This window comes from Bacillus sp. JFL15, assembly GCF_001184225.1.
GTDB classification, from domain to species: domain Bacteria; phylum Bacillota; class Bacilli; order Bacillales; family Bacillaceae; genus Bacillus; species Bacillus siamensis.
Genome location: NZ_KQ236689.1, coordinates 940828 through 963465, shown reverse-complemented (window position 1 = coordinate 963465; position 22638 = coordinate 940828). Strand labels below are relative to the sequence as shown.

The following is a 22638-nucleotide window of genomic DNA, read 5'->3' as shown; positions in this document are numbered from 1 at the left end:
CTAATCATCTTAGGGCCCTGAATCTTATCGGTTAATTTTAAAAGAGTTTGTCGTATTTGTAACTTTTGTATTAAAAGTGGCTTTCACACGATAATAACCTGTCTTGCACCCTTTTAAAGAGAATGACTTAGTTACATGATCTACGAAAGCGAAGCTTGTCTTTTTGCAAGTCGTCCATTTATTACCTGACTTTCGTTGCAAGTATAGGTTTCCTTTATTTGTATGGTCTCCCGGATAGGGTGATGATAGAGTAAAGTCAACGGTTTTTGCTTTTTTAGTATAGTAAGAGGCATCAGTAAATCCTGTTACATTTAAATTTTGTTGATCGCCAGACCAAAAATCTGCAGCGAGAGCACTAATGCTACCAGTGAAAATAATAAATGTTACTAACAAAGAAGTAACAACAGTAATTAAAATAGATTTTTTCAAATTATATCCTCCTATTTATCATTTTTCAATATAAACCATAATATAGCATAATGTTTTTATGCATTCAAGTTTTCTATTGTTATTTTATGGTTGATTTATAGTTGAAAACTAAAGCGGACCTCTTTATTCGTAATGCTATGATTTGTTTTTGTAAATGATTATTAGAATGAAACTATTACATTTGTACTATATTAGTGGGGAATATGATTGTTCGAAGATCATCGAATCAAATTGTTTAACTCACGTGATAAGCTGTGGTAAGGTGGGTGGTAGAGACCTTGTTTAAGATCTGCTTACACTAAACCATAAAGGAGAAAACGATGGCTGAACATACATTGAAAGATACTGCGTTTTCCGTATTGAATTTATCGCCGGTCGTACAGGGGGGAACGGTTGCTGAATCGTTCCGCAACAGCATGGATTTAGCGCGCCGCGCCGAGGAGTGGGGCTATAACCGCTATTGGCTGGCGGAGCATCATAATATAGAAGGCGTCGCCAGCTCGGCAACGTCAGTGCTGATCGGCCACATCGCCGGCGGCACGAAAAAAATCCGCGTCGGTTCAGGCGGCATTATGCTGCCGAATCATTCGTCACTTATAATCGCGGAGCAATTCGGAACCCTTGAAACGTTATATCCAGGGCGGATTGACCTCGGACTCGGACGTGCGCCGGGAACCGACCAATTAACGGCAAGAGCCTTAAGAAGAAACATAAACAGCGGGGAAGATTTTCCGGATCAGCTTGAAGAATTGAGAAATTACTTCAAACCGACAGGCAATGTGCGCAATCAAGTCCGCGCCATTCCGGGCGAAGGGCTGGACGTGCCGATCTGGCTTCTGGGCTCAAGCGGCTTCAGCGCACGCCTTGCCGGAGAGCTCGGGCTTCCGTTCGCCTTTGCGGCTCATTTCTCACCGAAAAACACCGTGCCGGCTCTTGAGCTGTACCGAAGCTCCTTCCGTCCGTCAGACGTACTGGATAAACCGTACGCGATGGTCGGCGTCACCGTCATTGCCGCGGACACGGATGAAAAGGCGGAGCATCTGGCGACATCGCATTATCAAAGATTTTTAGACCTCGTCCGCGGCACGCCGAACCAGTTGAAGCCCCCTGTTGAAGACATGGATCAAATCTGGTCGCCGTATGAAAAAGCGATGGTCAATGAACAGCTCAGTTCAACGATCGTCGGCGGACCGGAGCGTGTGAAGGAAAAGCTGGAAAACTTCATCCAGACAACACAGGCCGATGAAATCATGGTGAATTCAGAAAGCTTTGAGCATGCCGACAGAATGCGGTCGTTTGAAATCATCGCCGAATTAAAAAGATAAAAACAGGCAGCACACTCTTTATAGTGTGCTGCCTGTTTTTGTATAATAATATGAAATTTCATACTATTGTGGTATCATTTATTAGAAAAATTTTCTTGAAACGTAGGGAGGGAATAAAGATTTGGATGTTTCTTTGAAAGATGTTTTTGGTATATCGCGGAATGTTTTAAAAAGTTATGTCGATAGACAACAAATTGATGAGGATTATCAAGATAAAATTGAACTAACGGATCATCACATCGTAATTTATGGTGAAACAAAAGTCGGAAAAACATTATTAAGAAAAAAATATGTAACCAAAGCTGAAAACACTATAGTGATAGACTGTACGAAGGGAGTTGATTTAGCTGATATTTACACACAAATTTTATACAAATCCGGCGTGGAGATATCTGATAACTTTTCCAAAAGTATTGAAAAGTGCTCAAAAATTGATAGTCAAGTAGAGGCAAATCTATTTCAATTTTTAAAAGCGAAAGTGACCGGAGATTCATCAGAAAAAGAGTTATTAAGTGAATCAGGGAAAATGGATCTTCCTAAGACCGTAAGTGTCAGAGTGGCTGAATCACTGAAGGAAAAAGGCATTCAGTTTATTGTACTGGATGACTTTCATTATTTAAATTTAGTCGATCAATATCTGTTGGCTTTTGACCTGAAAATGTTCTATCAAAGTGGCTTAAGATTCATTATAATCGGGACGAAAATTATAAATGGCTATTTTGAAAAATTCAATGGAGAATTATCTCAAAGAATTGATTATATTGATGCTACTAAATGGTCTACTACAGATTTGTTGAAGATAAAGAGTAGAGGCTGTAAAGAGCTGAATATAGACATTAGTGAAAATGTAATAAATTATTTTATAGAGGCATCTAGCCAAATAGTTGCTGTATATCAACAACTTCTTTTTGATTATTGTCGTGAAAGTGGGATAAGAAAGAGAAGTCAGAATTACATTGTTCTTGACAGTCTTGAATTAGCTAAGGAATGTAATGCTCTGTATTATAAAAGAGTAAGCAAGGAATATCTGACAAAAATTCAAGACATTGCAGATGGAGAAAGAAAAGCGAAGCTGAAGTTATACTATTATATAATGAAAATTGTGTTAACGTCTGATCAAGATATAGCGAGGAGAGGATTTTCTTTTCAGTATTTATATGAGAATATTCACCGAATCCATGAGAAAAAGTCAATAAATCATGGTGCACTGACCTCTGTACTTAACCACTTCGATGAATTGCAATCCAAAAAGGATATCTTTCCAAAGGTCTTTACATACTATGATAAAAGACTATATATTTCAGATTCGTTATTTTATTATATTTTAAAGCATTTTAATAAAGAAAATATAGATGATGTTCTTCCACCTCATGATTTTCAGCTCAGTTTTCAATTTAATGACTGATGGGCAGATACTATTGTATCTGCCCATTTTCATTCGCCGATCCGCCTGACGGAATTCCGGATGACGAGTTCCGGTTCATACACGACGTCATCTTGCTTCGGTTTTTTATGTTCTAAGCAGTCGATGACGTATTTTGCCGCCGCTTTCCCCATAATGGATTTCGGGTGCTTGACAGAGGTGAGCTTCACCTCGGAAATCTGGGCGAAATGTGAATCATCATAGCCCATGACTGACACGTCATCAGGCACCTTTAAGCCGAATTCTCTGAGAAGATTAATCGTCTTCAGCGCAATTTCATCATTATAACAAAGAATGGCCGTCGGGTATGACCCGCTGTTTTGCTCAAGGGTATCCTTAATCTTTTGGAGAAGCACGGTTTCTTTTTCCTCAGTCGTGTAAGTCACGATCATGTCCGGAGACGGGAAGATTCCGCGCTCCCGATGCGCCTGCAGATAGCCGTTCATTCGTTTGACGCCCTGCGTGTCATCCGCTTTAAAAATTCCCATAATGTGCGTGTGGCCGAGGGACATGACGTATTCGCAAGCCATCATGCCGCCTTTGACATCATTGACGGAAAAGCTCGGTGCGGCCAGCTCCGCATAAGAAGCGTTAATCATGGCAAAAGGAATGCCGTTTTTCTCCAGATTGAGATAATAGCCGATGTTGGGCGTCTGCAGCGCGCTTTTCGTAGGCTCGACAATCAGCCCGTCTATATTTTTAGACAGCAGGTTTTCAAGGCCGCGTCGTTCACTTTCTGTATTGTTGTTGGTGCTCGTCAGCAGCATGGAATAGCCTTGTTCGCTTAAATAAGATTCGATTCCCCTGATGATGCTCGGGAAAATATAGTCTGATATGTACGTTGTAATGACGCCGATCGTTTTGTTTGAATGCATGGCTGATTTCGCCGTGCGTGAAGCGACAAAGGTGCCTCCGCCCTGAACGCTGTACAGCAGCCCCTGCGAGACCAAATCCCCGATCGCTTTTCTGATGGTATGGCGGCTGACGCCGAACTGCTGCATCAGCTCATTTTCCGTAGGCAGCTTTTGGTCAGGCTGTATTTTTCCTTGATTCAGCCATGAACAAATTTCTTCTTTTACTTGAGCATATTTCGGTAGCATATCAATTCCTCCAAAATGTATACGGACAAATTCCAGTATAACATAGTAAGCCCTTTCATCAAGTCGTAAAAACAATTGACAGATTCTGAAAAACTGCTTATTCTTTATTTGTACGTACTAATTTTCCTTATTTTTAGATAAAATTCTTTATAAGTACGTACAAATGTAATAGTGCTCTGATTTGTAAGCGTTTTTATTCTATTATTCGCGGGAGGGTAAAAATTCATGAAGAATCACCCGGCACCAATTGGCTCAAATGTACCTGTCACTCGGGAGCATTCGAAGTGGTTTGTCATTCTTATCTCATGCGCGGCCGGACTGGGAGGGCTTTTGTACGGTTATGACACGGCGGTTATTTCCGGCGCCATCGGTTTTCTGAAAGACTTGTACCGTTTAAGTCCTTTTATGGAAGGACTCGTGATTTCAAGCATTATGATCGGCGGTGTTTTCGGCGTCGGTATTTCCGGATTTTTGAGTGACCGTTTCGGACGGAGAAAGGTTCTGATGGCAGCGGCCCTTTTGTTTGCGGTGTCAGCGGTTGTCTCTGCGCTTTCTCAAAGTGTGTCTTCCTTAATTATCGCCAGAGTCATCGGCGGTCTGGGGATCGGAATGGGCTCCTCGCTTTCTGTCACCTATATTACCGAAGCCGCTCCTCCGGCCATACGCGGCAGTCTGTCCTCACTGTATCAGCTGTTTACGATATTAGGCATCTCCGGCACTTATTTTATTAACCTCGCCGTCCAGCAGTCCGGCTCATATGAATGGGGGGTGCACACCGGCTGGCGGTGGATGCTCGCTTACGGCATGATTCCGTCTGTCATCTTTTTTATCGTGCTGCTTATCGTGCCGGAAAGTCCGCGCTGGCTTGCAAAAGCGGGGCGCAGGAATGAAGCTCTCGCCGTGCTGACGCGCATTAACGGCGAGCAGACCGCGAAAGAAGAAATCAAACAAATCGAAACGTCTTTACAATTAGAAAAAATGGGTTCGGTGTCTCAGCTGTTTAAACCGGGGCTGAGAAAAGCGCTTGTGATCGGGATTCTGCTGGCTCTGTTCAATCAGGTCATCGGCATGAACGCGATTACGTATTACGGGCCGGAAATCTTCAAAATGATGGGCTTCGGGCAGAATGCGGGGTTTGTCACGACATGCATCGTCGGTGTCGTCGAAGTGATTTTCACCATTATCGCGGTTCTTTTAGTCGATAAAGTTGGCCGGAAAAAGCTGATGGGGGTCGGATCAGCCTTTATGGCGCTGTTCATGATCTTAATCGGGGCATCCTTTTATTTTCAGCTGGCAAGCGGTCCGGCTTTAGTCGTCATTATATTGGGATTCGTCGCCGCTTTCTGCGTTTCAGTCGGGCCGATTACGTGGATCATGATTTCAGAAATCTTTCCGAACCACCTCCGCGCACGCGCCGCCGGTATTGCGACGATATTCCTGTGGGGGGCGAACTGGGCGATCGGCCAATTCGTGCCGATGATGATCAGCGGGCTGGGTCTCGCGTACACTTTCTGGATATTCGCCGTCATTAATATTCTCTGTTTCTTGTTTGTCGTGACGATCTGCCCTGAGACGAAAAATAAATCATTAGAGGAAATAGAAAAACTCTGGATAAAATGAAAGCGTTTTACGACAAAAGTCCGCTCCGGCGGGCTTTTGTCTGTCACCTTCAGTCTGTTTCTGTATATAATGACTGTATCAAGGAGATACTGGTAAATCCTGCGAAGAATGTCGAGGAATTGACCTTTAACAGTTGAATTAACAAAGTCATCCTGTTAAAATAATTAAAGAAAGCAGACATAATTTTTTTTGGCTATGATGGGACGTTTTTTGTCATAGCGGGACATTTTCTGTCCAGTATGAATAGGAAGGAACGTTTGAGTCATGAACCAGTTAATACAAGCTCAAAAAAAATTATTGCCTGATCTTTTGCTTGTCATGCAGAAAAGATTTGAAATCTTGCAGTATATCAGGCTTACCGAACCGATCGGCCGCAGAAGTCTCGCAGCCAGTCTCGGATTGACCGAGCGCGTTCTCAGAAGCGAGGTTCAGTTTTTGAAAGAACAGAATCTCATTGATATTAAAACAAACGGCATGACAATGACGGAAGAAGGCTATTCACTGCTTTCGATTCTGGAAGATACGATGAAGGATGTTTTAGGATTGACGCTTTTGGAAAAGACATTAAAAGAGCGGCTTAATCTGAAAGACGCCATTATCGTCTCCGGAGACAGCGACCAATCTCCTTGGGTCAAAAAAGAATTAGGGAGAGCGGCCGTTGCGTGTATGAAAAAGAGATTTTCAGGCAAAAATATCGTCGCTGTAACCGGCGGTACAACAATTGAAGCCGTCGCCGATATGATGACGCCGGATTCTAAAAACCGCGAGCTTTTGTTTGTGCCTGCAAGAGGCGGTTTAGGCGAAGACGTGAAAAACCAGGCGAACACCATATGCGCGCATATGGCGGAAAAGGCTTCAGGCACTTACCGGCTTTTGTTTGTTCCCGGACAGCTGTCGCAAGGCGCCTATTCATCTATTATTGAAGAACCTTCCGTAAAAGAGGTGCTTCAGACGATTAAATCAGCGAGTATGCTCATTCACGGAATCGGCGAAGCTAGAACAATGGCGGAGCGAAGAAACACACCTTTGGAAGATTTGAAGAAAATAGATGACAATCATGCGGTGACAGAAGCATTCGGCTACTACTTTAATGCGGACGGAGAAGTCGTTCACAAGGTGCATTCAGTCGGAATGCAGCTCGATGACCTCGATGCCATCCCCGACATTATCGCGGTAGCGGGCGGATCATCAAAAGCAGAAGCAATCGAAGCTTATTTTAAAAAGCAGCGAAACACGGTTCTCGTCACGGACGAAGGAGCCGCAAAGAAGTTATTAAGGGATAACAGTCCCTCAATATAAATATCTCTCACTTATTAAAAGGAGGAAATAATCATGGCAGTAAAAGTCGGTATTAACGGTTTTGGTCGTATTGGACGTAACGTATTCCGCGCAGCATTAAACAATCCTGAAGTTGAGGTAGTGGCGGTTAACGATTTAACAGACGCTAACATGCTTGCTCATCTTTTACAATATGATTCCGTACACGGAAAATTAGACGCAGAAGTTAAAGTTGACGGCAGCAACCTTGTTGTTAACGGCAAAACAATCGAAGTTTCTGCTGAGCGCGATCCTGCGAAACTCAGCTGGGGCAAACAAGGCGTTGAAATCGTAGTTGAATCTACTGGTTTCTTCACAAAACGCGCAGACGCTGCGAAACATTTAGAAGCCGGCGCGAAAAAAGTCATCATCTCTGCACCTGCTAACGAAGAAGATATCACAATCGTTATGGGTGTTAACGAAGATAAATACGATGCGGCTAACCACGATGTTATCTCTAACGCATCTTGCACAACAAACTGCCTTGCGCCGTTTGCAAAAGTACTTAACGACAAATTCGGCATCAAACGCGGTATGATGACAACTGTTCACTCTTACACAAATGATCAGCAAATCCTTGATCTTCCGCACAAAGACTACCGTCGTGCGCGTGCAGCAGCTGAAAACATCATCCCAACATCAACTGGTGCTGCTAAAGCAGTTTCCCTAGTTCTTCCTGAACTAAAAGGCAAACTGAACGGCGGAGCAATGCGTGTGCCGACTCCAAACGTTTCTCTTGTTGACTTAGTTGCTGAACTTAACAAAGACGTAACGGCTGAAGACGTAAACGCAGCTCTTAAAGAAGCGGCTGAAGGCGATCTTAAAGGAATCCTTGGCTACAGCGAAGAGCCATTAGTATCCGGAGACTACAACGGCAATGCTAACTCTTCTACAATCGATGCTCTTTCTACAATGGTTATGGAAGGCAGCATGGTAAAAGTAATCTCTTGGTACGATAACGAAAGCGGCTACTCTAACCGCGTTGTTGACCTTGCAGCTTACATCGCAAAACAAGGTCTTTAATTCATAGCTCCCGGAAAGGACCGGACTTGGTTCTTTCGGACAGAAACGCTATAATGAAAGCGGACAAGGGAAGGGGACGGACTCCCTTTCCCTTTTTCCATGAGAACCGGCTTTCAGAAAGCGCCGGATTGCTGCAGAACGTCCGCGTTTTGCAGTTTCAGCGGCACTTTCGTTTTCTGGCCGCCTGCCCTGGCTCAGAAGACGATCTGCCCCGTGCCCGGAAGCTGCAATCTGCCCCGCGGCGGAAGCATCATAAGGCGGTTTCACGTTTCACGTTTTTCGTGCTATGCAAACCATTTTGAAGGAGGATCTCCTAAGGCATGAATAAAAAAACAGTAAAAGACATCGACGTAAAAGGCAAAGTCGTATTCTGCCGCGTTGACTTTAACGTTCCAATGAAAGACGGGGAAGTAACAGACGATACTCGTATCCGTGCTGCGCTTCCGACAATCAAACATCTTGCAGACCAAGGCGCGAAAGTCCTTCTTGCGAGCCACTTAGGCCGCCCGAAAGGCGAAGTGGTTGAGGAGCTTCGTTTAACTCCTGTCGCTGCACGCTTAGGCGAACTGCTTGGCAAAGAAGTGAAAAAAGCAGATGAAGCTTACGGTGATGCTGTAAAAGCACAAATTTCTGATATGAAGGACGGAGACGTTCTTGTATTGGAAAACGTACGTTTCTACCCTGGCGAAGAGAAAAATGATCCTGAGCTTGCTAAAGCATTTGCTGAGCTTGCGGATGTATATGTCAATGACGCATTCGGTGCTGCCCACCGTGCTCACGCATCTACAGCCGGAATTGCCGAGCATCTGCCGGCGGTTGCAGGATTCCTGATGGAAAAAGAGCTTGACGTTCTCGGCAAAGCCGTGACAAATCCTGAGCGCCCGTTTACGGCAATCATCGGCGGAGCGAAAGTAAAAGACAAAATCGGCGTCATCGAAAGTCTGCTTGATAAAGTGGACAACTTGATCATCGGCGGAGGTCTTGCTTACACATTCGTTAAAGCGCTTGGCTATGAAGTCGGTAAATCTCTTCTTGAAGAAGATAAAATCGAGCTTGCAAAATCATTCATGGACCGCGCGAAAGAAAAAGGCGTTAAATTCTATATGCCGGAAGACGTTCTCGTTGCTGATGATTTCTCTAACGATGCAAACGTTCAAATCGTGCCGATCTCTGAGATTCCAAGTGATTTAGAAGCCATCGACATTGGTACGAAAACACGCGAAACGTATGCTGACGTTATCAAAAACAGCAAACTTGTCGTGTGGAACGGACCGATGGGCGTATTCGAAATCGACTTGTTCGCTCAAGGCACAAAAGCGGTTGCAGAAGCATTGGCAGAGGCGAATGATACATACTCTGTCATCGGCGGAGGAGACTCTGCGGCAGCCGTTGAAAAATTCGGCCTTGCTGACAAAATGAGCCACATCTCAACAGGCGGCGGCGCATCCCTTGAATTCATGGAAGGCAAAGAGCTTCCAGGGGTAGCTGCACTGAACGATAAATAAAACTGCTATAAGGAAGTGGAACAGATGAGAAAACCAATTATAGCCGGTAACTGGAAAATGAACAAAACACTCGGCGAGGCTGTCAGCTTCGTTGAAGAAGTGAAATCTTCCATTCCAGCAGCAGACAAAGCGGAAGCCGTTGTTTGCGCACCAGCACTTTTCTTAGAAAAGCTGACTTCTGCTGTTAAAGGAACTGACTTAAAAGTCGGCGCCCAAAACATGCATTTTGAAGAAAACGGTGCGTTCACAGGCGAAATCAGCCCGGTCGCTCTGAAAGACCTTGGCGTGGATTACTGCGTCATCGGCCACTCTGAGCGCCGTGAAATGTTCGCTGAAACAGATGAAACAGTTAACAAAAAAGCGCATGCCGCTTTCAAACACGGCATTGTGCCGATCATTTGCGTAGGTGAAACGCTTGAAGAGCGCGAAGCCGGAAAAACAAATGATCTTGTTGCCGATCAAGTGAAAAAAGGTCTTGCGGGTCTTTCTGAAGAGCAAGTTGCTGCTTCCGTTATTGCGTACGAGCCAATCTGGGCAATCGGAACAGGCAAATCTTCTACAGCGAAAGATGCTAACGACGTCTGCGCGCATATCCGTAAAGTTGTTGCTGAAAGCTTCAGCCAGGAAACTGCTGACAAGCTCCGCATTCAATACGGCGGCAGCGTAAAACCTGCAAATATTAAAGAATATATGGCAGAGTCCGATATTGACGGTGCTTTGGTCGGCGGCGCAAGCCTTGAACCGCAGTCATTCGTTCAATTATTGGAGGAAGGTCAATATGAGTAAAAAACCAGCTGCACTCATCATTCTTGATGGGTTCGGATTACGCAATGAAACAGTCGGAAATGCAGTCGCACAAGCGAAAAAACCGAATTTCGACCGTTATTGGAACCAATACCCTCATCAGACGCTGACGGCATCAGGCGAAGCAGTCGGACTGCCTGAAGGACAGATGGGGAACTCTGAAGTCGGACATTTGAATATCGGCGCAGGACGTATTGTGTACCAAAGCTTAACACGCGTGAACGTTGCCATCCGCGAAGGCGAATTCGAACGCAATCAAACGTTCCTTGACGCCATCAAAAACGCGAAAGACAACGACAAAGCGCTGCACCTGTTCGGTCTTCTTTCTGACGGGGGCGTACACAGTCACATCAATCATTTATTCGCGCTGCTCAAGCTTGCGAAAAGTGAAGGGCTGACGAAGGTGTATATCCACGGTTTCCTCGACGGCCGCGATGTAGGTCCGCAAACGGCGAAAACTTACATTCAGCAGCTGAATGAGCAGATCGAAGAAATCGGTGTCGGCGAAATCGCCAGCATTTCCGGACGCTACTACTCCATGGACCGCGACAAACGCTGGGACCGTGTGGAAAAAGCGTACCGCGCAATGGCTTACGGCGAAGGCCCGTCTTACCGCAGCGCGATGGATGTCGTCGACGATTCTTATGCGAACGGCATTCATGATGAATTCGTCATTCCGTCCGTCATCACAAAAGAAAACGGTGAACCCGTTGCGAAAATTCATGACGGCGATTCTGTGATTTTCTATAATTTCAGACCTGACCGCGCCATCCAGATTTCGAATACGTTTACCAACAAAGATTTCCGCGATTTCGACCGCGGTGAACATCATCCGAAAAACCTGTATTTCGTCTGCCTGACTCACTTCAGTGAATCTGTTGACGGATATGTGGCTTTTAAACCGGTAAACCTTGACAATACGGTTGGTGAAGTATTAGCACAGCACGGGTTAAAACAGCTTCGCATTGCAGAAACTGAAAAGTATCCGCACGTTACGTTCTTTATGAGCGGCGGCCGCGAAGAAGAATTCCCGGGCGAAGAGCGCATCCTTATTAACTCGCCGAAGGTCGCGACATATGACCTGAAGCCTGAAATGAGTGCGTATGAAGTGAAGGATGCTCTTGTAAAAGAAATCGCCGCTGACAAGCATGACGCGATCATCCTGAACTTTGCAAACCCTGACATGGTCGGCCACTCCGGAATGGTCGAACCGACGATTAAAGCAATTGAAGCAGTGGACGAGTGCTTAGGCGAAGTGGTTGACGCCATCATCGCTAAAGGCGGGCATGCCATCATTACCGCTGATCACGGTAATGCAGACATTCTGATTACAGAATCAGGCGAACCGCACACTGCCCATACGACAAATCCAGTCCCTGTCATTGTGACGAAAGAAGGCGTGACGCTGCGCGAAGGCGGAATCCTAGGCGACCTCGCACCAACGTTATTAGACCTTCTCGGTGTTGAAAAACCGAAAGAAATGACCGGAACATCTTTAATTCAAAAATAATTTGAAATCAAAAGGAGAGACAAAACTCATGCCATACATTGTTGATGTTTATGCACGCGAAGTCCTTGACTCCCGCGGCAACCCGACAGTTGAAGTAGAAGTATATACAGAAACAGGAGCTTTCGGCCGCGCATTAGTGCCAAGCGGAGCTTCTACAGGCGAATACGAAGCGGTTGAGCTTCGTGACGGCGACAAAGACCGTTACCTTGGAAAAGGCGTGTTAACTGCTGTTAACAACGTAAACGAAATCATTTCTCCAGAGCTTCTCGGCTTTGACGTAACAGAACAAAACGCAATCGATCAGCTTTTAATCGAGCTTGATGGAACTGAAAACAAAGGCAAACTCGGTGCGAACGCTATCCTTGGCGTATCTATGGCTTGTGCGCGCGCAGCTGCTGATTTCTTACAGATCCCTCTTTATCAGTACCTTGGAGGCTTCAACTCAAAAACGCTTCCTGTACCGATGATGAACATCGTAAACGGCGGAGAGCATGCTGACAACAACGTAGACATTCAAGAATTCATGATTATGCCTGTAGGCGCGCCTAACTTCCGTGAAGCGCTTCGCATGGGCGCTCAAATCTTCCACAGCCTGAAATCAGTTCTTTCTGCTAAAGGCATGAACACAGCTGTAGGTGACGAAGGCGGATTCGCTCCGAACCTTGGTTCTAACGAAGAAGCGCTTCAAACAATCGTTGAAGCAATCGAAAAAGCCGGCTTCAAACCTGGCGAAGAAGTGAAACTTGCTATGGATGCTGCATCTTCTGAGTTCTACAACAAAGAAGACGGCAAATACCATCTGTCTGGCGAAGGCGTTGTGAAAACATCTGCTGAAATGGTTGACTGGTATGAAGAAATGGTTTCTAAATACCCAATCATCTCTATCGAAGACGGACTTGACGAAAACGACTGGGAAGGCCACAAACTTCTTACAGAGCGTCTTGGCAAAAAGGTTCAGCTTGTCGGTGACGACCTTTTCGTTACAAACACGAAAAAGCTTGCTGAAGGTATTAAAAACGGCGTAGGCAACTCTATCCTGATCAAAGTAAACCAAATCGGTACATTGACTGAAACATTCGATGCGATCGAAATGGCGAAACGCGCAGGCTACACTGCTGTTATCTCTCACCGTTCTGGTGAAACTGAAGACAGCACAATCGCTGACATCGCTGTGGCAACGAACGCAGGACAAATCAAAACAGGTGCTCCGTCCCGTACGGACCGTGTTGCGAAATACAACCAGCTTCTTCGCATCGAAGATCAGTTGGCTGAAACTGCTCAATACCACGGTATCAACTCTTTCTATAACTTGAATAAGTAATCGAAAAAACCTCCCCAAGGGGAGGTTTTTTTATATGTCTGCATAAAGCCTTACCATATCGCGGCACTGTATCCCGTTTTCGAAAATCTCCTCTTCATAATGCCTGATGAAAAAATCATGGTCGATGGCTTGGAGTCTGAAGCCGCATTTTTGGTAAAGGGCAAGCTGGCCTATACTGGAGTTGCCCGTTCCGATTTCAATAGTCGCCGCTCCCATTTGTTTTGCCTTATTCACGGCCTCTTCTAAGAGCTTTCTGCCGATGCCTTTGTTCTGCATTGATTCGTTTACCGCAATATTGACGATTTCCACCGTTTTTGGTCTTGTTTTTAAAAGGACGAAGACCCCTGCAAGCTCGTCTGACGTCCAAGCCGTATAGCATTCGCCTCTGGCAAGATAATCATCGACAATTTCCCTCGACGGATCGGCCAGCAGCAATAGTTCATACAGCGCTTCATCCCGCTCTGCCGCTTTTCGGATGCTCAGTTTTTGCATGTCCGTTTCTCCTCCTTCATTGTGATCGGCAGCTATTTTTTCAAAATAACTCCAAAATCATTCTACTTTATTATAAAATATGAAACATAGGAAAAGTTATACAAGTTTTGCAGATTGAATAGGAGGAAAGTCATGTTTTTTTGTAAATATTGCGGCCGACAGAATAATGAAGAGGCGCATTTCTGTAAAGAATGCGGAAAGCCGATCGGGAAAGGAAGCTGGCTGGAGCGGCAGGCGGCTGAATCCGCATCACAGCCGAGAAAGCCGATCCCTAAAAAAACGCTCTTCCTATGGGGAGGCATCGCCGCAGCGCTGATCTTATTGATTGCCGCATATAAAACCGGAGCCTGGCTGACATCTGAAAAAAGGCTCACGGATCAATTCGAACAGGCGGTCCATGACGGGGACACGAAAAAGCTCGCAGCCCTTCTCACCCCTTCAGACAAAAAATTGAAGCTGAATGAGACCAATGTCAAACCGCTCCTTGCATACGCAAAGAAACACGGTGAACTGATGGAATCGCTTCGCGGCAATTCATCTGAAAAAGATGCGGTATACGTCAAAAAAGAGGGAAAAACCCTTCTCTTGTTCGACCATTATGAACTGAAAGTCGATCCAGTTTATTTCCGCATCACAAGTAATTATAAAGGCGCCGATCTTTACATCAACAGCGAGAAAACCGGTACGGTCAAAAAAGCCGATGAAACCCAAACATTCGGCCCGTATGCACCCGGTGTCTATACGGCGGAAGCCAAGCTTCAAAATGATACGGTTGACGTTGTCAAAAAGCAAGAGGCGGAGGCAGCCGGAAGCCGGAATGTTGAGTTTGACCTGCCGTTAGACGCCGAGGATGTGACGTTCACTCCGGCAGACAGCTTCAAAAACGCGAAAGGCGATCTGCTGATAAACGGCAAGTCCGTCCATAAAGACCCTTTTAAGTCCGTTACATACGGCCCGCTCTTAACTGACGGCTCCATGACAGCCGCCGTGGAGGCTGATTTTCCTTGGGGGGAAACAAAAACTGCCGATGTTCCGATCAATGGCACTGATATGGAATTAACGCTAATTCCCGATCCGGATACACAAAAAACAATCATGGACACGATTGTCAAAACAACGAAGCAGTATACAAAAGCCATGGCAGACGGAAATACGGATCAGATGACCGAGGCTGGTTCAGCGTGGAAGGAGCAGACGAAAGAAGTGGTTTCCGGCATGAAGAGTTCCGGCACTTTTTTGAAGGATCAGTATAAAGAGACAAGCTTTGATCTGGATTCATTTGCGATTTCACAAGAGAACGGCCGCTGGCAAGTAACTGTTACAGGTAAAGAGCTACATGAGTCTGCTTATTTCGACGGGGATACGAAGCCTGATATGGAAGAGGCTGAACCGAGCTTTCATTATGTACTGTCATATGATACAAAACATAAAAAATGGGTTTTTGAAAAAGCTGATCCAGCCTCAGATTCCTCTGGGGCAAATGTGAAAAAAATAAAAAACGACCAGCCGAAAACCTACACATCCGCATGGGCGTCATCCAAAGGAAAGGCAGCTTCAGGCAGCCTCACGAATGAACAAGTCACATCGTTTATGGTTGATTACCTGACAAACCAATCAAGCGCTGTCAGCCTGAACAATTTCGCCATCATGGCGGGCAATTTGGAAGAGGGAGGCCCTTTGTATGCTGATCAGCAAAAACTGGTAAAAAAACTATACGGCGAGGGAACGACAGAAGTATTTAATGAAGTGAATGTAAAAAGCTTTTCGCAGAACGGCTCCCATCTGACGATTCATACGTATGAGGAGTTTTATATTACGAAAGCCGGCGGCAGCCCGAAGCTCAGAACATATCATTGGACGTACGGCGGCGTTGTGAAAGACGGAAGAATTTATTTAACATCCATTCAATAAAAAAATCCCCGCGCCAACCAGGCGGCGGGGGTTTTCATTTTTAAAAGAAAAAATAATTCATAAGTTCTTTTGTGTAATGCTTGATCGTGAATTGAAACGTTACGCAAATGATGAAATAGATGACGATAACAGCATAAGTGATATCCGCTTTAGCCGTGAGCTGATGCTGGTAGCTCGCCAGCATGAGCGGAGGCACGGCAAACGCCGCTCCTAAAAGACCGACAGCCAGAATGGTAAAGCAAACGGTTGTGTGCATCAGCATAAAAATGAGTGCAAGAAGCAAAATAGCCGTAAACGGAATCAAAAACGCCCCGAATCTGGACAGCGAATCTTTAAATGACACCTGCGCGCCGCCGGCCTTCAATGCGATAAAAATCAAGAGATACAGGCAGAATACACATATCGCAAAGGTAAGCGCCGGTTTGATCACAACCGCGGTAAAACTGACGTCACGAAAGCCGTCTGATAAGAGAATATACATCATAATCGGCGTTATCAGACAGAAAAGCACCATGTTGATTATGCTGCTGACAAGCTGTTCACCGCCTGTCGTTTTGCATGTCTGATACGGTTTCTTTAAAACATTAAGCACGAATAAGGCAAATTGCTTTGAAGCCTGTTTAGCAGCGGCGCCGGCCTGCATTTGGCCTGAAGCGGTCTGGTTGGGCTGGGGCGCACCGCACTTTTCACAAAACTTTCCGCCATCTGTATGATGGCCGCATTGAGGACAATACATTCTAAAACTCCTTTTACATGTAATATAGGGATTTTGTTCAATATTTACATTATAAAAGAAAATAGGGCGGATGTAACGGAGATTTCTAAAGATATACTATTCACTTTCTCTATTATTTGATAATAGAGAAAAAGTACCCATTATGGTAGAATTTTTAACGAGAGTATTGATCAGGGTGATAGAGGAAATTAACTGATGCTAAAAAAATTAAAAATGCTTTATCGGCTGTTGAAATTCGGAAAAGGCTTATGGAGATAGCAAACGGAAAAAACCGTCCTGTAAGGGCGGTTTTTTTCTGTTTCCAGATCGGCCGGCTGAGGTTACAAGAAGCAGGCACCGGGGTAAAAATCATGCATAAGAAACAGCGGAAAACAAAACATAAATCACAACGGCAAGTCATAAGGAGGTACGCATGTTTTCATTTATCATTCATGTCTTCATTTCCCTGTTTGCAGTGTCCAACCCCATCGGAAACGTGCCGATTTTTCTTTCACTGACAGAGGGCTACCCGGAGAAAGAACGGACAGCGATCGCACGCAAGGCGTCCGTGCTGTCGTTTATCATCTTGGCGGCATTTTTAATCTTCGGCCATCTGATCTTTAAACTGTTTGACATTAATATTCATGCCCTGCGTATCGCGGGCGGTATTTTTATTTTCGGCATCGCTTATAATCTTTTGAACGCGAAACAATCACATGTACAGTCCCTTCATCATGAAGAGAAAGGGGAAAGCAAGGAGAAAGCGGATATTTCCGTGACGCCTCTGTCGATTCCGATTATCGCCGGTCCCGGTACGATTGCGACGGTAATGAGTCTGTCGGCCGGCCACGGCGGCATCTTCCATTACATCAGCGTGCTGATCGGTATTGCGGCCGTCATCGCGATGACGTTCATCTTCTTTCACTATTCTTCTTTCATCAGCAACAAGCTCGGGAAAACCGAAATGAACGTGATTACCCGGCTGATGGGTTTGATTTTGGCGGTAGTGGCGATCGGCATGATCGGCGCCGGTCTGAAAGGCATGTTCCCGATATTGGTTTCCTGACTTAAAAAAAGCAGCGCCCGGTTATCTGCGGGCGCTGCTTTTTTCTATTTTCGGCACATGCTGAAACACTTCTTCACTCTCAAAAAATTCTATCAAACGGCTCAGCCAGTCATAATAATGGAGCCAGTCCGTCAGTTCGTTCAAAAGCTGACGGGCTTTTTCTTCAATTTCGGGACTGAGGTTTTCCGATTCCAGAAGCTCAGTCAGCTCACGGTTCAGCTTCTTATACAGCATTTTATTTTTGCTGACCGCCTTTGTCCAATTTGCCGTAAACAGGGAGATAAACGTCTGGTGATAATCACGCTCCACGTCGTAAAGGTCTTTCCGAACGCCTTTTTCAAACACTTTTTCAGCCAGATTGGCATCGGTCATCTCGCGGACCACCTGGCTCATCCTCGTTTTGCTCATGCCGGTCGCCTCTGACAGCTCATTTAACGTCATCGGCTTTCGGTTCATATAAATAATACCGAGCACACGCCCCAGTGTGGCCGGCATTCCGAATGTATGCATATTCTCGGCGATTCTCTCAATGAGATGCTCTTCAGCTTGACCGATGATATCAAGAGCGTTTTTTTCCACGGCTGATCATCCCTTCACTGGCTTTTCATGCTGACAATATATCATATTTTTTACAGTTGTTGAAAAAGATGATGCGGCAGGATATGCGAGCTATCCGGAGCGATTGTAAGAACGTCCTCGTTGTCAGCGGGATAACATCAAATAATACGTGTATTATATATAATTTCGACACTTTATAAACTTTTTATTTTATAAACTTCATCTTATAATAAAGATTATACTTTTCAGAAAAATAACGGAATCCTTCGGAGGTGCACGGATTGCTGAGATTAGAAAATGTATCAAAAATCTATAAAGGCGGAAAAAAAGCCGTCAACAGCATTGATCTAAATATCGAAAAAGGCGAGTTTATTTGTTTTATCGGGCCGAGCGGCTGCGGAAAAACAACGACGATGAAAATGATTAACAGACTGATTGAGCCGTCATCAGGAAAGATTTTCATCGATGGCGAAAATATCATGGAGCAGGACCCTGTGGAGCTGAGACGGAAAATCGGCTACGTCATTCAGCAGATCGGACTTTTCCCCCACATGACCATTCAGCAGAACATTTCCCTCGTGCCGAAACTGCTGAAATGGCCGGAACAAAAGCGGAAGGAACGGGCGCGGGAGCTTTTGAAGCTCGTCGATATGGGCCCGGAATATTTAGACCGCTATCCTCATGAGCTGAGCGGCGGACAGCAGCAGAGAATCGGCGTGCTGCGCGCCCTGGCAGCGGAACCTCCCCTTATTCTCATGGATGAACCGTTCGGAGCGCTTGATCCGATTACACGTGATTCGCTTCAGGAAGAATTCAAAAAACTGCAAAGAACACTGAATAAAACGATTGTGTTTGTAACCCACGACATGGATGAAGCCATTAAGCTGGCTGACCGGATCGTCATTTTAAAAGCGGGAGAGATCGTTCAGGCCGGCACTCCTGATGACATCCTCCGAAATCCGGCTAATGAGTTTGTCGAAGAATTTATCGGCAAAGAACGGTTATTGCAATCAAGACCGGACATTGAACGCGTCGAGCAAATGATGAACAAAAAGCCTGTCACCGTTACGGCGGACAAAACGCTTTCGCAGGCGATACAGGTGATGCGGGAGCACCGGGTCGATTCCCTGCTTGTCGTTGATGACCTGAATGTGCTGCAAGGATATGTAGATGTCGAAATCATTGATCAGAACCGGAAAAAAGCAAGCCTCGTCGGCGACGTGCTCCGCTCTGATCTGTATACGGTCGAACAGGGGACGCTGCTCCGCGATACCGTACGCAAAATTTTAAAGCGCGGAATGAAATACGTACCCGTCGTTGATGAACAAAGGCATTTGGTCGGGATTGTCACGAGAGCGAGCCTTGTCGACATCGTTTACGATTCAATCTGGGGCGAGGAAGACCAGCTGGTGACAGGCTGACAAGGGGAGGAACGCTTACAATGAATGAAATGATCAAGTTTTTGCAGACGAACGGCGGAGAGCTTTTATATAAAACGTGGGAGCATTTATATATTTCAATCATCGCCGTCATATTAGGCATTCTCGTCGCCGTTCCGCTCGGAGTGGGGCTGACGAGAATGAAAAAGGGCGCAGGCGCTGTCATCGGCGCCGTCAACATTGTGCAGACCTTGCCGAGTCTCGCGATACTGGCATTCTTTATCCCGCTGTTAGGGGTGGGAAAGCTGCCGGCGATCGTCGCGCTGTTTTTCTATTCGGTGCTGCCGATTCTCCGGAACACGTACACCGGCATTCAAGGCGTAAACAAAAATCTGCTGGAATCGGGAAAAGGCATCGGGATGACGGTCTGGGAGCAGATCAGGCTTGTGGAACTGCCGCTTGCGGTTCCGGTGATCATGGCGGGCATCCGCACATCCACCATTTATCTGATCGGCTGGGCGACGCTTGCTTCCTTTATCGGGGGCGGCGGGCTCGGAGACTATATTTTTATCGGCCTGAACCTCTATCAGCCTGAATATATTATCGGCGGCGCCGTGCCCGTCACCATTTTAGCCATTATCATCGATTATCTGCTGGCGGCGACGGAACGGAAGGTGACGCCGAAAGGGCTGAAAGGACTGAAGGAAGTATCATAAGGAGTTGGCTGTTTTGAAAAGAAATCTAAAGAGATGGATGTGCGCGTTGGCGCTGTCGGCTGCTCTGCTTGTAGGCGGCTGTTCCCTTCCCGGGCTGAGCGGGGCTTCCGATGATACGATTAAAATCGGGGCGCAAAGCATGACGGAATCAGAAATTATCGCCAATATGCTCGCACAGATGATTGAGCACAATACAGAATTGAATACGGCATTAATTAAAAACCTCGGATCAAACTATGTTCAGCAGCAGGCGATGCTCGGCGGTGAAATCGATATCGCCGCGACGCGCTACTCAGGAACTGACTTAACGAGCACCCTCGGCATGGAGGCGGAAAAAGATCCGAAAAAAGCATTATCCATCGTGCAGAAAGAATTTGAGAAACGCTTCCATTACAAATGGTTTGATTCCTATGGATTTGAAAACACATACGCTTTTACCGTCACGAAAGAGCTTGCGGAAAAAGACCATTTAGACAAAGTATCAGATATTAAGAAGTATGCGGATCAATTTAAGCTCGGTGTAGACAATGCGTGGCTGAAACGAAAAGGCGACGGCTATAAGGGCTTCACCGACACATATGGCTATGAATTCGGCACAACCTATCCGATGCAGATCGGACTTGTATACGATGCCGTGAAAAACGGGAAAATGGATGCCGTCCTCGCTTATTCAACGGACGGACGGATCAAAGCATACGATCTGAAAATTTTAAAAGACGACAAGCAGTTTTTCCCGCCGTATGACTGTTCCCCGGTCATCCCCGACAGCGTGCTGAAACAGCATCCGGAACTGAAAGGCATTGTGAATAAACTGATCGGCAAAATTGATACGGAAACGATGCAGGAATTGAATTACGAGGTGGACGGCAAGCTGAAAGAACCGTCCGTCGTCGCTAAAGAATTTTTGGAGAAACATCATTATTTTGAATAAGAAATGAGGTGGGGCAAATGGAAGTGCTGCAGCAGCTCGGCACTTATTATTCTCAAAACGGCGCCTATGTACTTCAGGAGTTTTACCGCCATTTTCTCATGTCGGTATACGGCGTTTTATTTGCGGCGATTGTTGGGATTCCGCTCGGCATCTTCATTGCCAGATACAGAACATTAAGCGGCTGGGTATTCGCGGTGACAAACGTGATTCAGACCGTGCCGGCGCTTGCGATGCTCGCGGTGCTGATGCTTGTCATGGGGCTCGGCGCCAATACGGTGATTTTGTCGCTGTTTTTATATTCGCTTCTTCCGATCATCCGGAATACGTACACGGGAATCGCCAGCATTGAACACGCTTATCTTGAATCGGGAAAAGCGATGGGCATGACCAAATTTCAAGTGCTTCGCATGGTGGAATTGCCGCTTGCGCTCTCCGTCATCATGGCGGGGCTGCGGACGGCGCTCGTCATCGCGATCGGCATTACGGCAATCGGTACGTTTGTCGGCGCTGGCGGACTCGGTGACATTATTGTCAGAGGCTCAAACGCCACGAACGGAACCGCGATTATTTTAGCCGGCGCCATCCCGACAGCGCTGATGGCAGTTATCGCAGATCTTGTGATGGCGTGGCTGGAGCGGGCGCTGAGCCCGGGGAGAAAGAAAAAACGAACCAAAGCGCCGAATGCGGCATGAAAAAAACGCCTTGCGGGTCAGGGCGTTTTTTCTTATGGCTTCGGAACATGCTTGAAAATTTCTTCGCTTTCGAAAAACTCGATCAGGCGGCTGATCCAATTGTAGTAATCAAGCCAATCCTTTAATTCTTTCAGCAGTTCATTGATTTTTTCCTCAGCTTCCTCCGGCACGCCGTTTTCAAGAACGGCCGTCAGTTCGCGGTTCAGCTTTTTATGCATCATCTTATTTTTGCTGACGACCTTGCTCCATGTGGCCGTAAACAGCGTAATAAAGGTTTGGTAATAATCCTGCTCGACGTCGTATAAATCTTTGCGGACGCCTTTTTCAAACACTTTTTCCGCCAGATTGACGTCAAGCATTTCACGGACGGCCTGGCTCATTCTCGTTTTGCTCATGCCGGTCGCTTCTGATAATTCAGTTAAGGTCATCGGCTTGCGGTTCATATAAATAATGCCTAAAATGCGTCCCACCGTCGCGGGCATCCCGAATGTATGCATATTTTCAGCGATTCGTTCTATTAAATGATCTTCGGCTTGTTCGATTACGTGTAACGGATCTTTCTCCAACAGTTTCAATCCTTTCAGTCAGCAATTCCGATGTCAATATACCATATTTTTAAACCGGCGGAAATGCTCTTCCGAGAGAATTTGGCAGTAATTCGGAGCAATAAGAAGAACTTTGCCGGTCAATACGGGTAAATCAGTGCTTACACAACCTTTATATATAATATGGACAAATTGTAAACTTTTTTATTTATAAAGTTTAATTTATAATGGGAAACATTCAATTGTCTGAAAAGTT

The 22638-nt window shown here is 45.8% G+C and carries 21 protein-coding genes; 15 read left to right on the top strand and 6 right to left on the bottom strand.

Annotation, left to right across the window (positions count from 1 at the left end; all coding sequences use genetic code 11):
- Nucleotides 1–24 precede the first annotated feature (24 nt).
- A complete protein-coding gene (locus AD710_RS04870) occupies nt 25–429 on the bottom strand; it encodes a hypothetical protein (protein ID WP_049627432.1) in 405 nt (134 codons plus the stop codon).
- Between the two features lie 320 nt (nt 430–749).
- On the opposite strand from AD710_RS04870, the gene AD710_RS04865 reads away from it, so the two are divergent.
- Both AD710_RS04865 and AD710_RS04860 read left to right on the top strand, forming a co-directional pair.
- Nucleotides 750–1754 (top strand): LLM class flavin-dependent oxidoreductase, encoded by a 1005-nt coding sequence (locus AD710_RS04865; protein ID WP_049627431.1) that lies wholly within the window; start codon nt 750–752, stop codon nt 1752–1754.
- 121 nt (nt 1755–1875) lie between these two features.
- Nucleotides 1876–3159: an ATP-binding protein gene (locus tag AD710_RS04860; protein WP_049627430.1), complete on the top strand. Its 1284-nt coding sequence runs from the start codon at nt 1876–1878 to the stop codon at nt 3157–3159.
- A 29-nt stretch (nt 3160–3188) separates the two neighbouring features.
- Here AD710_RS04860 and AD710_RS04855 read toward each other — a convergent pair whose 3' ends face one another.
- A complete protein-coding gene (locus AD710_RS04855) occupies nt 3189–4277 on the bottom strand; it encodes an arabinose utilization transcriptional regulator AraR (RefSeq protein WP_049627429.1) in 1089 nt (362 codons plus the stop codon).
- 225 nt (nt 4278–4502) lie between these two features.
- On the opposite strand from AD710_RS04855, the gene AD710_RS04850 reads away from it, so the two are divergent.
- The 7 genes from AD710_RS04850 to eno all read left to right on the top strand — a co-directional run bounded on the left by AD710_RS04850 (nt 4503) and on the right by eno (nt 13377).
- Entirely contained in the window at nt 4503–5897 is a 1395-nt protein-coding gene (locus tag AD710_RS04850) for an arabinose-proton symporter AraE (protein WP_049627428.1), read from the top strand.
- Between the two features lie 264 nt (nt 5898–6161).
- Complete coding sequence (cggR, locus tag AD710_RS04845; RefSeq protein ID WP_016937886.1) at nt 6162–7196, top strand: gapA transcriptional regulator CggR; 1035 nt, start codon at nt 6162–6164, stop codon at nt 7194–7196.
- Between the two features lie 33 nt (nt 7197–7229).
- A complete protein-coding gene (gene gap / locus AD710_RS04840; protein WP_007409954.1) occupies nt 7230–8237 on the top strand; it encodes a type I glyceraldehyde-3-phosphate dehydrogenase in 1008 nt (335 codons plus the stop codon).
- 320 nt (nt 8238–8557) lie between these two features.
- Nucleotides 8558–9742: a phosphoglycerate kinase gene (locus AD710_RS04830; RefSeq protein WP_016937889.1), complete on the top strand. Its 1185-nt coding sequence runs from the start codon at nt 8558–8560 to the stop codon at nt 9740–9742.
- A 24-nt stretch (nt 9743–9766) separates the two neighbouring features.
- Nucleotides 9767–10528: a triose-phosphate isomerase gene (gene tpiA / locus AD710_RS04825; protein WP_003151618.1), complete on the top strand. Its 762-nt coding sequence runs from the start codon at nt 9767–9769 to the stop codon at nt 10526–10528.
- On the top strand, nt 10521–12056 hold the full coding sequence (gpmI, locus tag AD710_RS04820; protein WP_016937891.1) for a 2,3-bisphosphoglycerate-independent phosphoglycerate mutase: 1536 nt from the start codon (nt 10521–10523) through the stop codon (nt 12054–12056). Before tpiA ends, gpmI begins: the two co-directional genes overlap by 8 nt.
- A 28-nt stretch (nt 12057–12084) precedes the next feature.
- Nucleotides 12085–13377 (top strand): phosphopyruvate hydratase, encoded by a 1293-nt coding sequence (gene eno, locus AD710_RS04815; protein ID WP_007409956.1) that lies wholly within the window; start codon nt 12085–12087, stop codon nt 13375–13377.
- 30 nt (nt 13378–13407) lie between these two features.
- Here eno and AD710_RS04810 read toward each other — a convergent pair whose 3' ends face one another.
- Nucleotides 13408–13869 (bottom strand): GNAT family N-acetyltransferase, encoded by a 462-nt coding sequence (locus AD710_RS04810; protein WP_049627426.1) that lies wholly within the window; start codon nt 13867–13869, stop codon nt 13408–13410.
- Nucleotides 13870–14001: 132 nt separating this feature from the next.
- On the opposite strand from AD710_RS04810, the gene AD710_RS04805 reads away from it, so the two are divergent.
- Entirely contained in the window at nt 14002–15780 is a 1779-nt protein-coding gene (locus AD710_RS04805; RefSeq protein WP_049627425.1) for a zinc ribbon domain-containing protein, read from the top strand.
- Nucleotides 15781–15820: 40 nt separating this feature from the next.
- Here the strand turns inward: AD710_RS04805 and AD710_RS04800 are convergent, their stop codons facing one another.
- On the bottom strand, nt 15821–16516 hold the full coding sequence (locus tag AD710_RS04800) for a zinc ribbon domain-containing protein (protein WP_049627424.1): 696 nt from the start codon (nt 16514–16516) through the stop codon (nt 15821–15823).
- 412 nt (nt 16517–16928) lie between these two features.
- Here AD710_RS04800 and AD710_RS04795 point away from each other — a divergent pair, with 412 nt between their 5' ends.
- Nucleotides 16929–17561, top strand: coding sequence for an NAAT family transporter (locus AD710_RS04795; RefSeq protein WP_014471043.1), 633 nt, complete (start codon nt 16929–16931; stop codon nt 17559–17561).
- A 21-nt stretch (nt 17562–17582) separates the two neighbouring features.
- Here the strand turns inward: AD710_RS04795 and AD710_RS04790 are convergent, their stop codons facing one another.
- The gene (locus AD710_RS04790) at nt 17583–18140 is read right to left on the bottom strand and encodes a GbsR/MarR family transcriptional regulator (RefSeq protein ID WP_049627423.1); all 558 of its coding nucleotides are present in this window, start codon (nt 18138–18140) and stop codon (nt 17583–17585) included.
- A gap of 260 nt (nt 18141–18400) precedes the next feature.
- Here AD710_RS04790 and opuCA point away from each other — a divergent pair, with 260 nt between their 5' ends.
- Genes opuCA through opuCD form a run of 4 tightly spaced genes read left to right on the top strand, consistent with a single transcriptional unit; the run spans nt 18401 to nt 21837 of the window.
- Entirely contained in the window at nt 18401–19540 is a 1140-nt protein-coding gene (opuCA, locus tag AD710_RS04785; protein ID WP_016937896.1) for an osmoprotectant ABC transporter ATP-binding protein OpuCA, read from the top strand.
- 20 nt (nt 19541–19560) lie between these two features.
- Entirely contained in the window at nt 19561–20214 is a 654-nt protein-coding gene (locus AD710_RS04780) for an ABC transporter permease (RefSeq protein WP_047477185.1), read from the top strand.
- A gap of 37 nt (nt 20215–20251) precedes the next feature.
- Entirely contained in the window at nt 20252–21145 is an 894-nt protein-coding gene (gene opuCC / locus AD710_RS04775) for an osmoprotectant ABC transporter substrate-binding lipoprotein OpuCC (protein WP_049628768.1), read from the top strand.
- Between the two features lie 17 nt (nt 21146–21162).
- Nucleotides 21163–21837 (top strand): glycine betaine/carnitine/choline/choline sulfate ABC transporter permease OpuCD, encoded by a 675-nt coding sequence (gene opuCD, locus AD710_RS04770; protein ID WP_045925940.1) that lies wholly within the window; start codon nt 21163–21165, stop codon nt 21835–21837.
- 32 nt (nt 21838–21869) lie between these two features.
- Here opuCD and AD710_RS04765 read toward each other — a convergent pair whose 3' ends face one another.
- Nucleotides 21870–22403 carry a GbsR/MarR family transcriptional regulator gene (locus tag AD710_RS04765; RefSeq protein ID WP_003151660.1) on the bottom strand — a complete coding sequence of 178 codons (534 nt, stop codon included), beginning with the start codon at nt 22401–22403 and terminating at the stop codon, nt 21870–21872.
- Nucleotides 22404–22638: the final 235 nt, after the last annotated feature.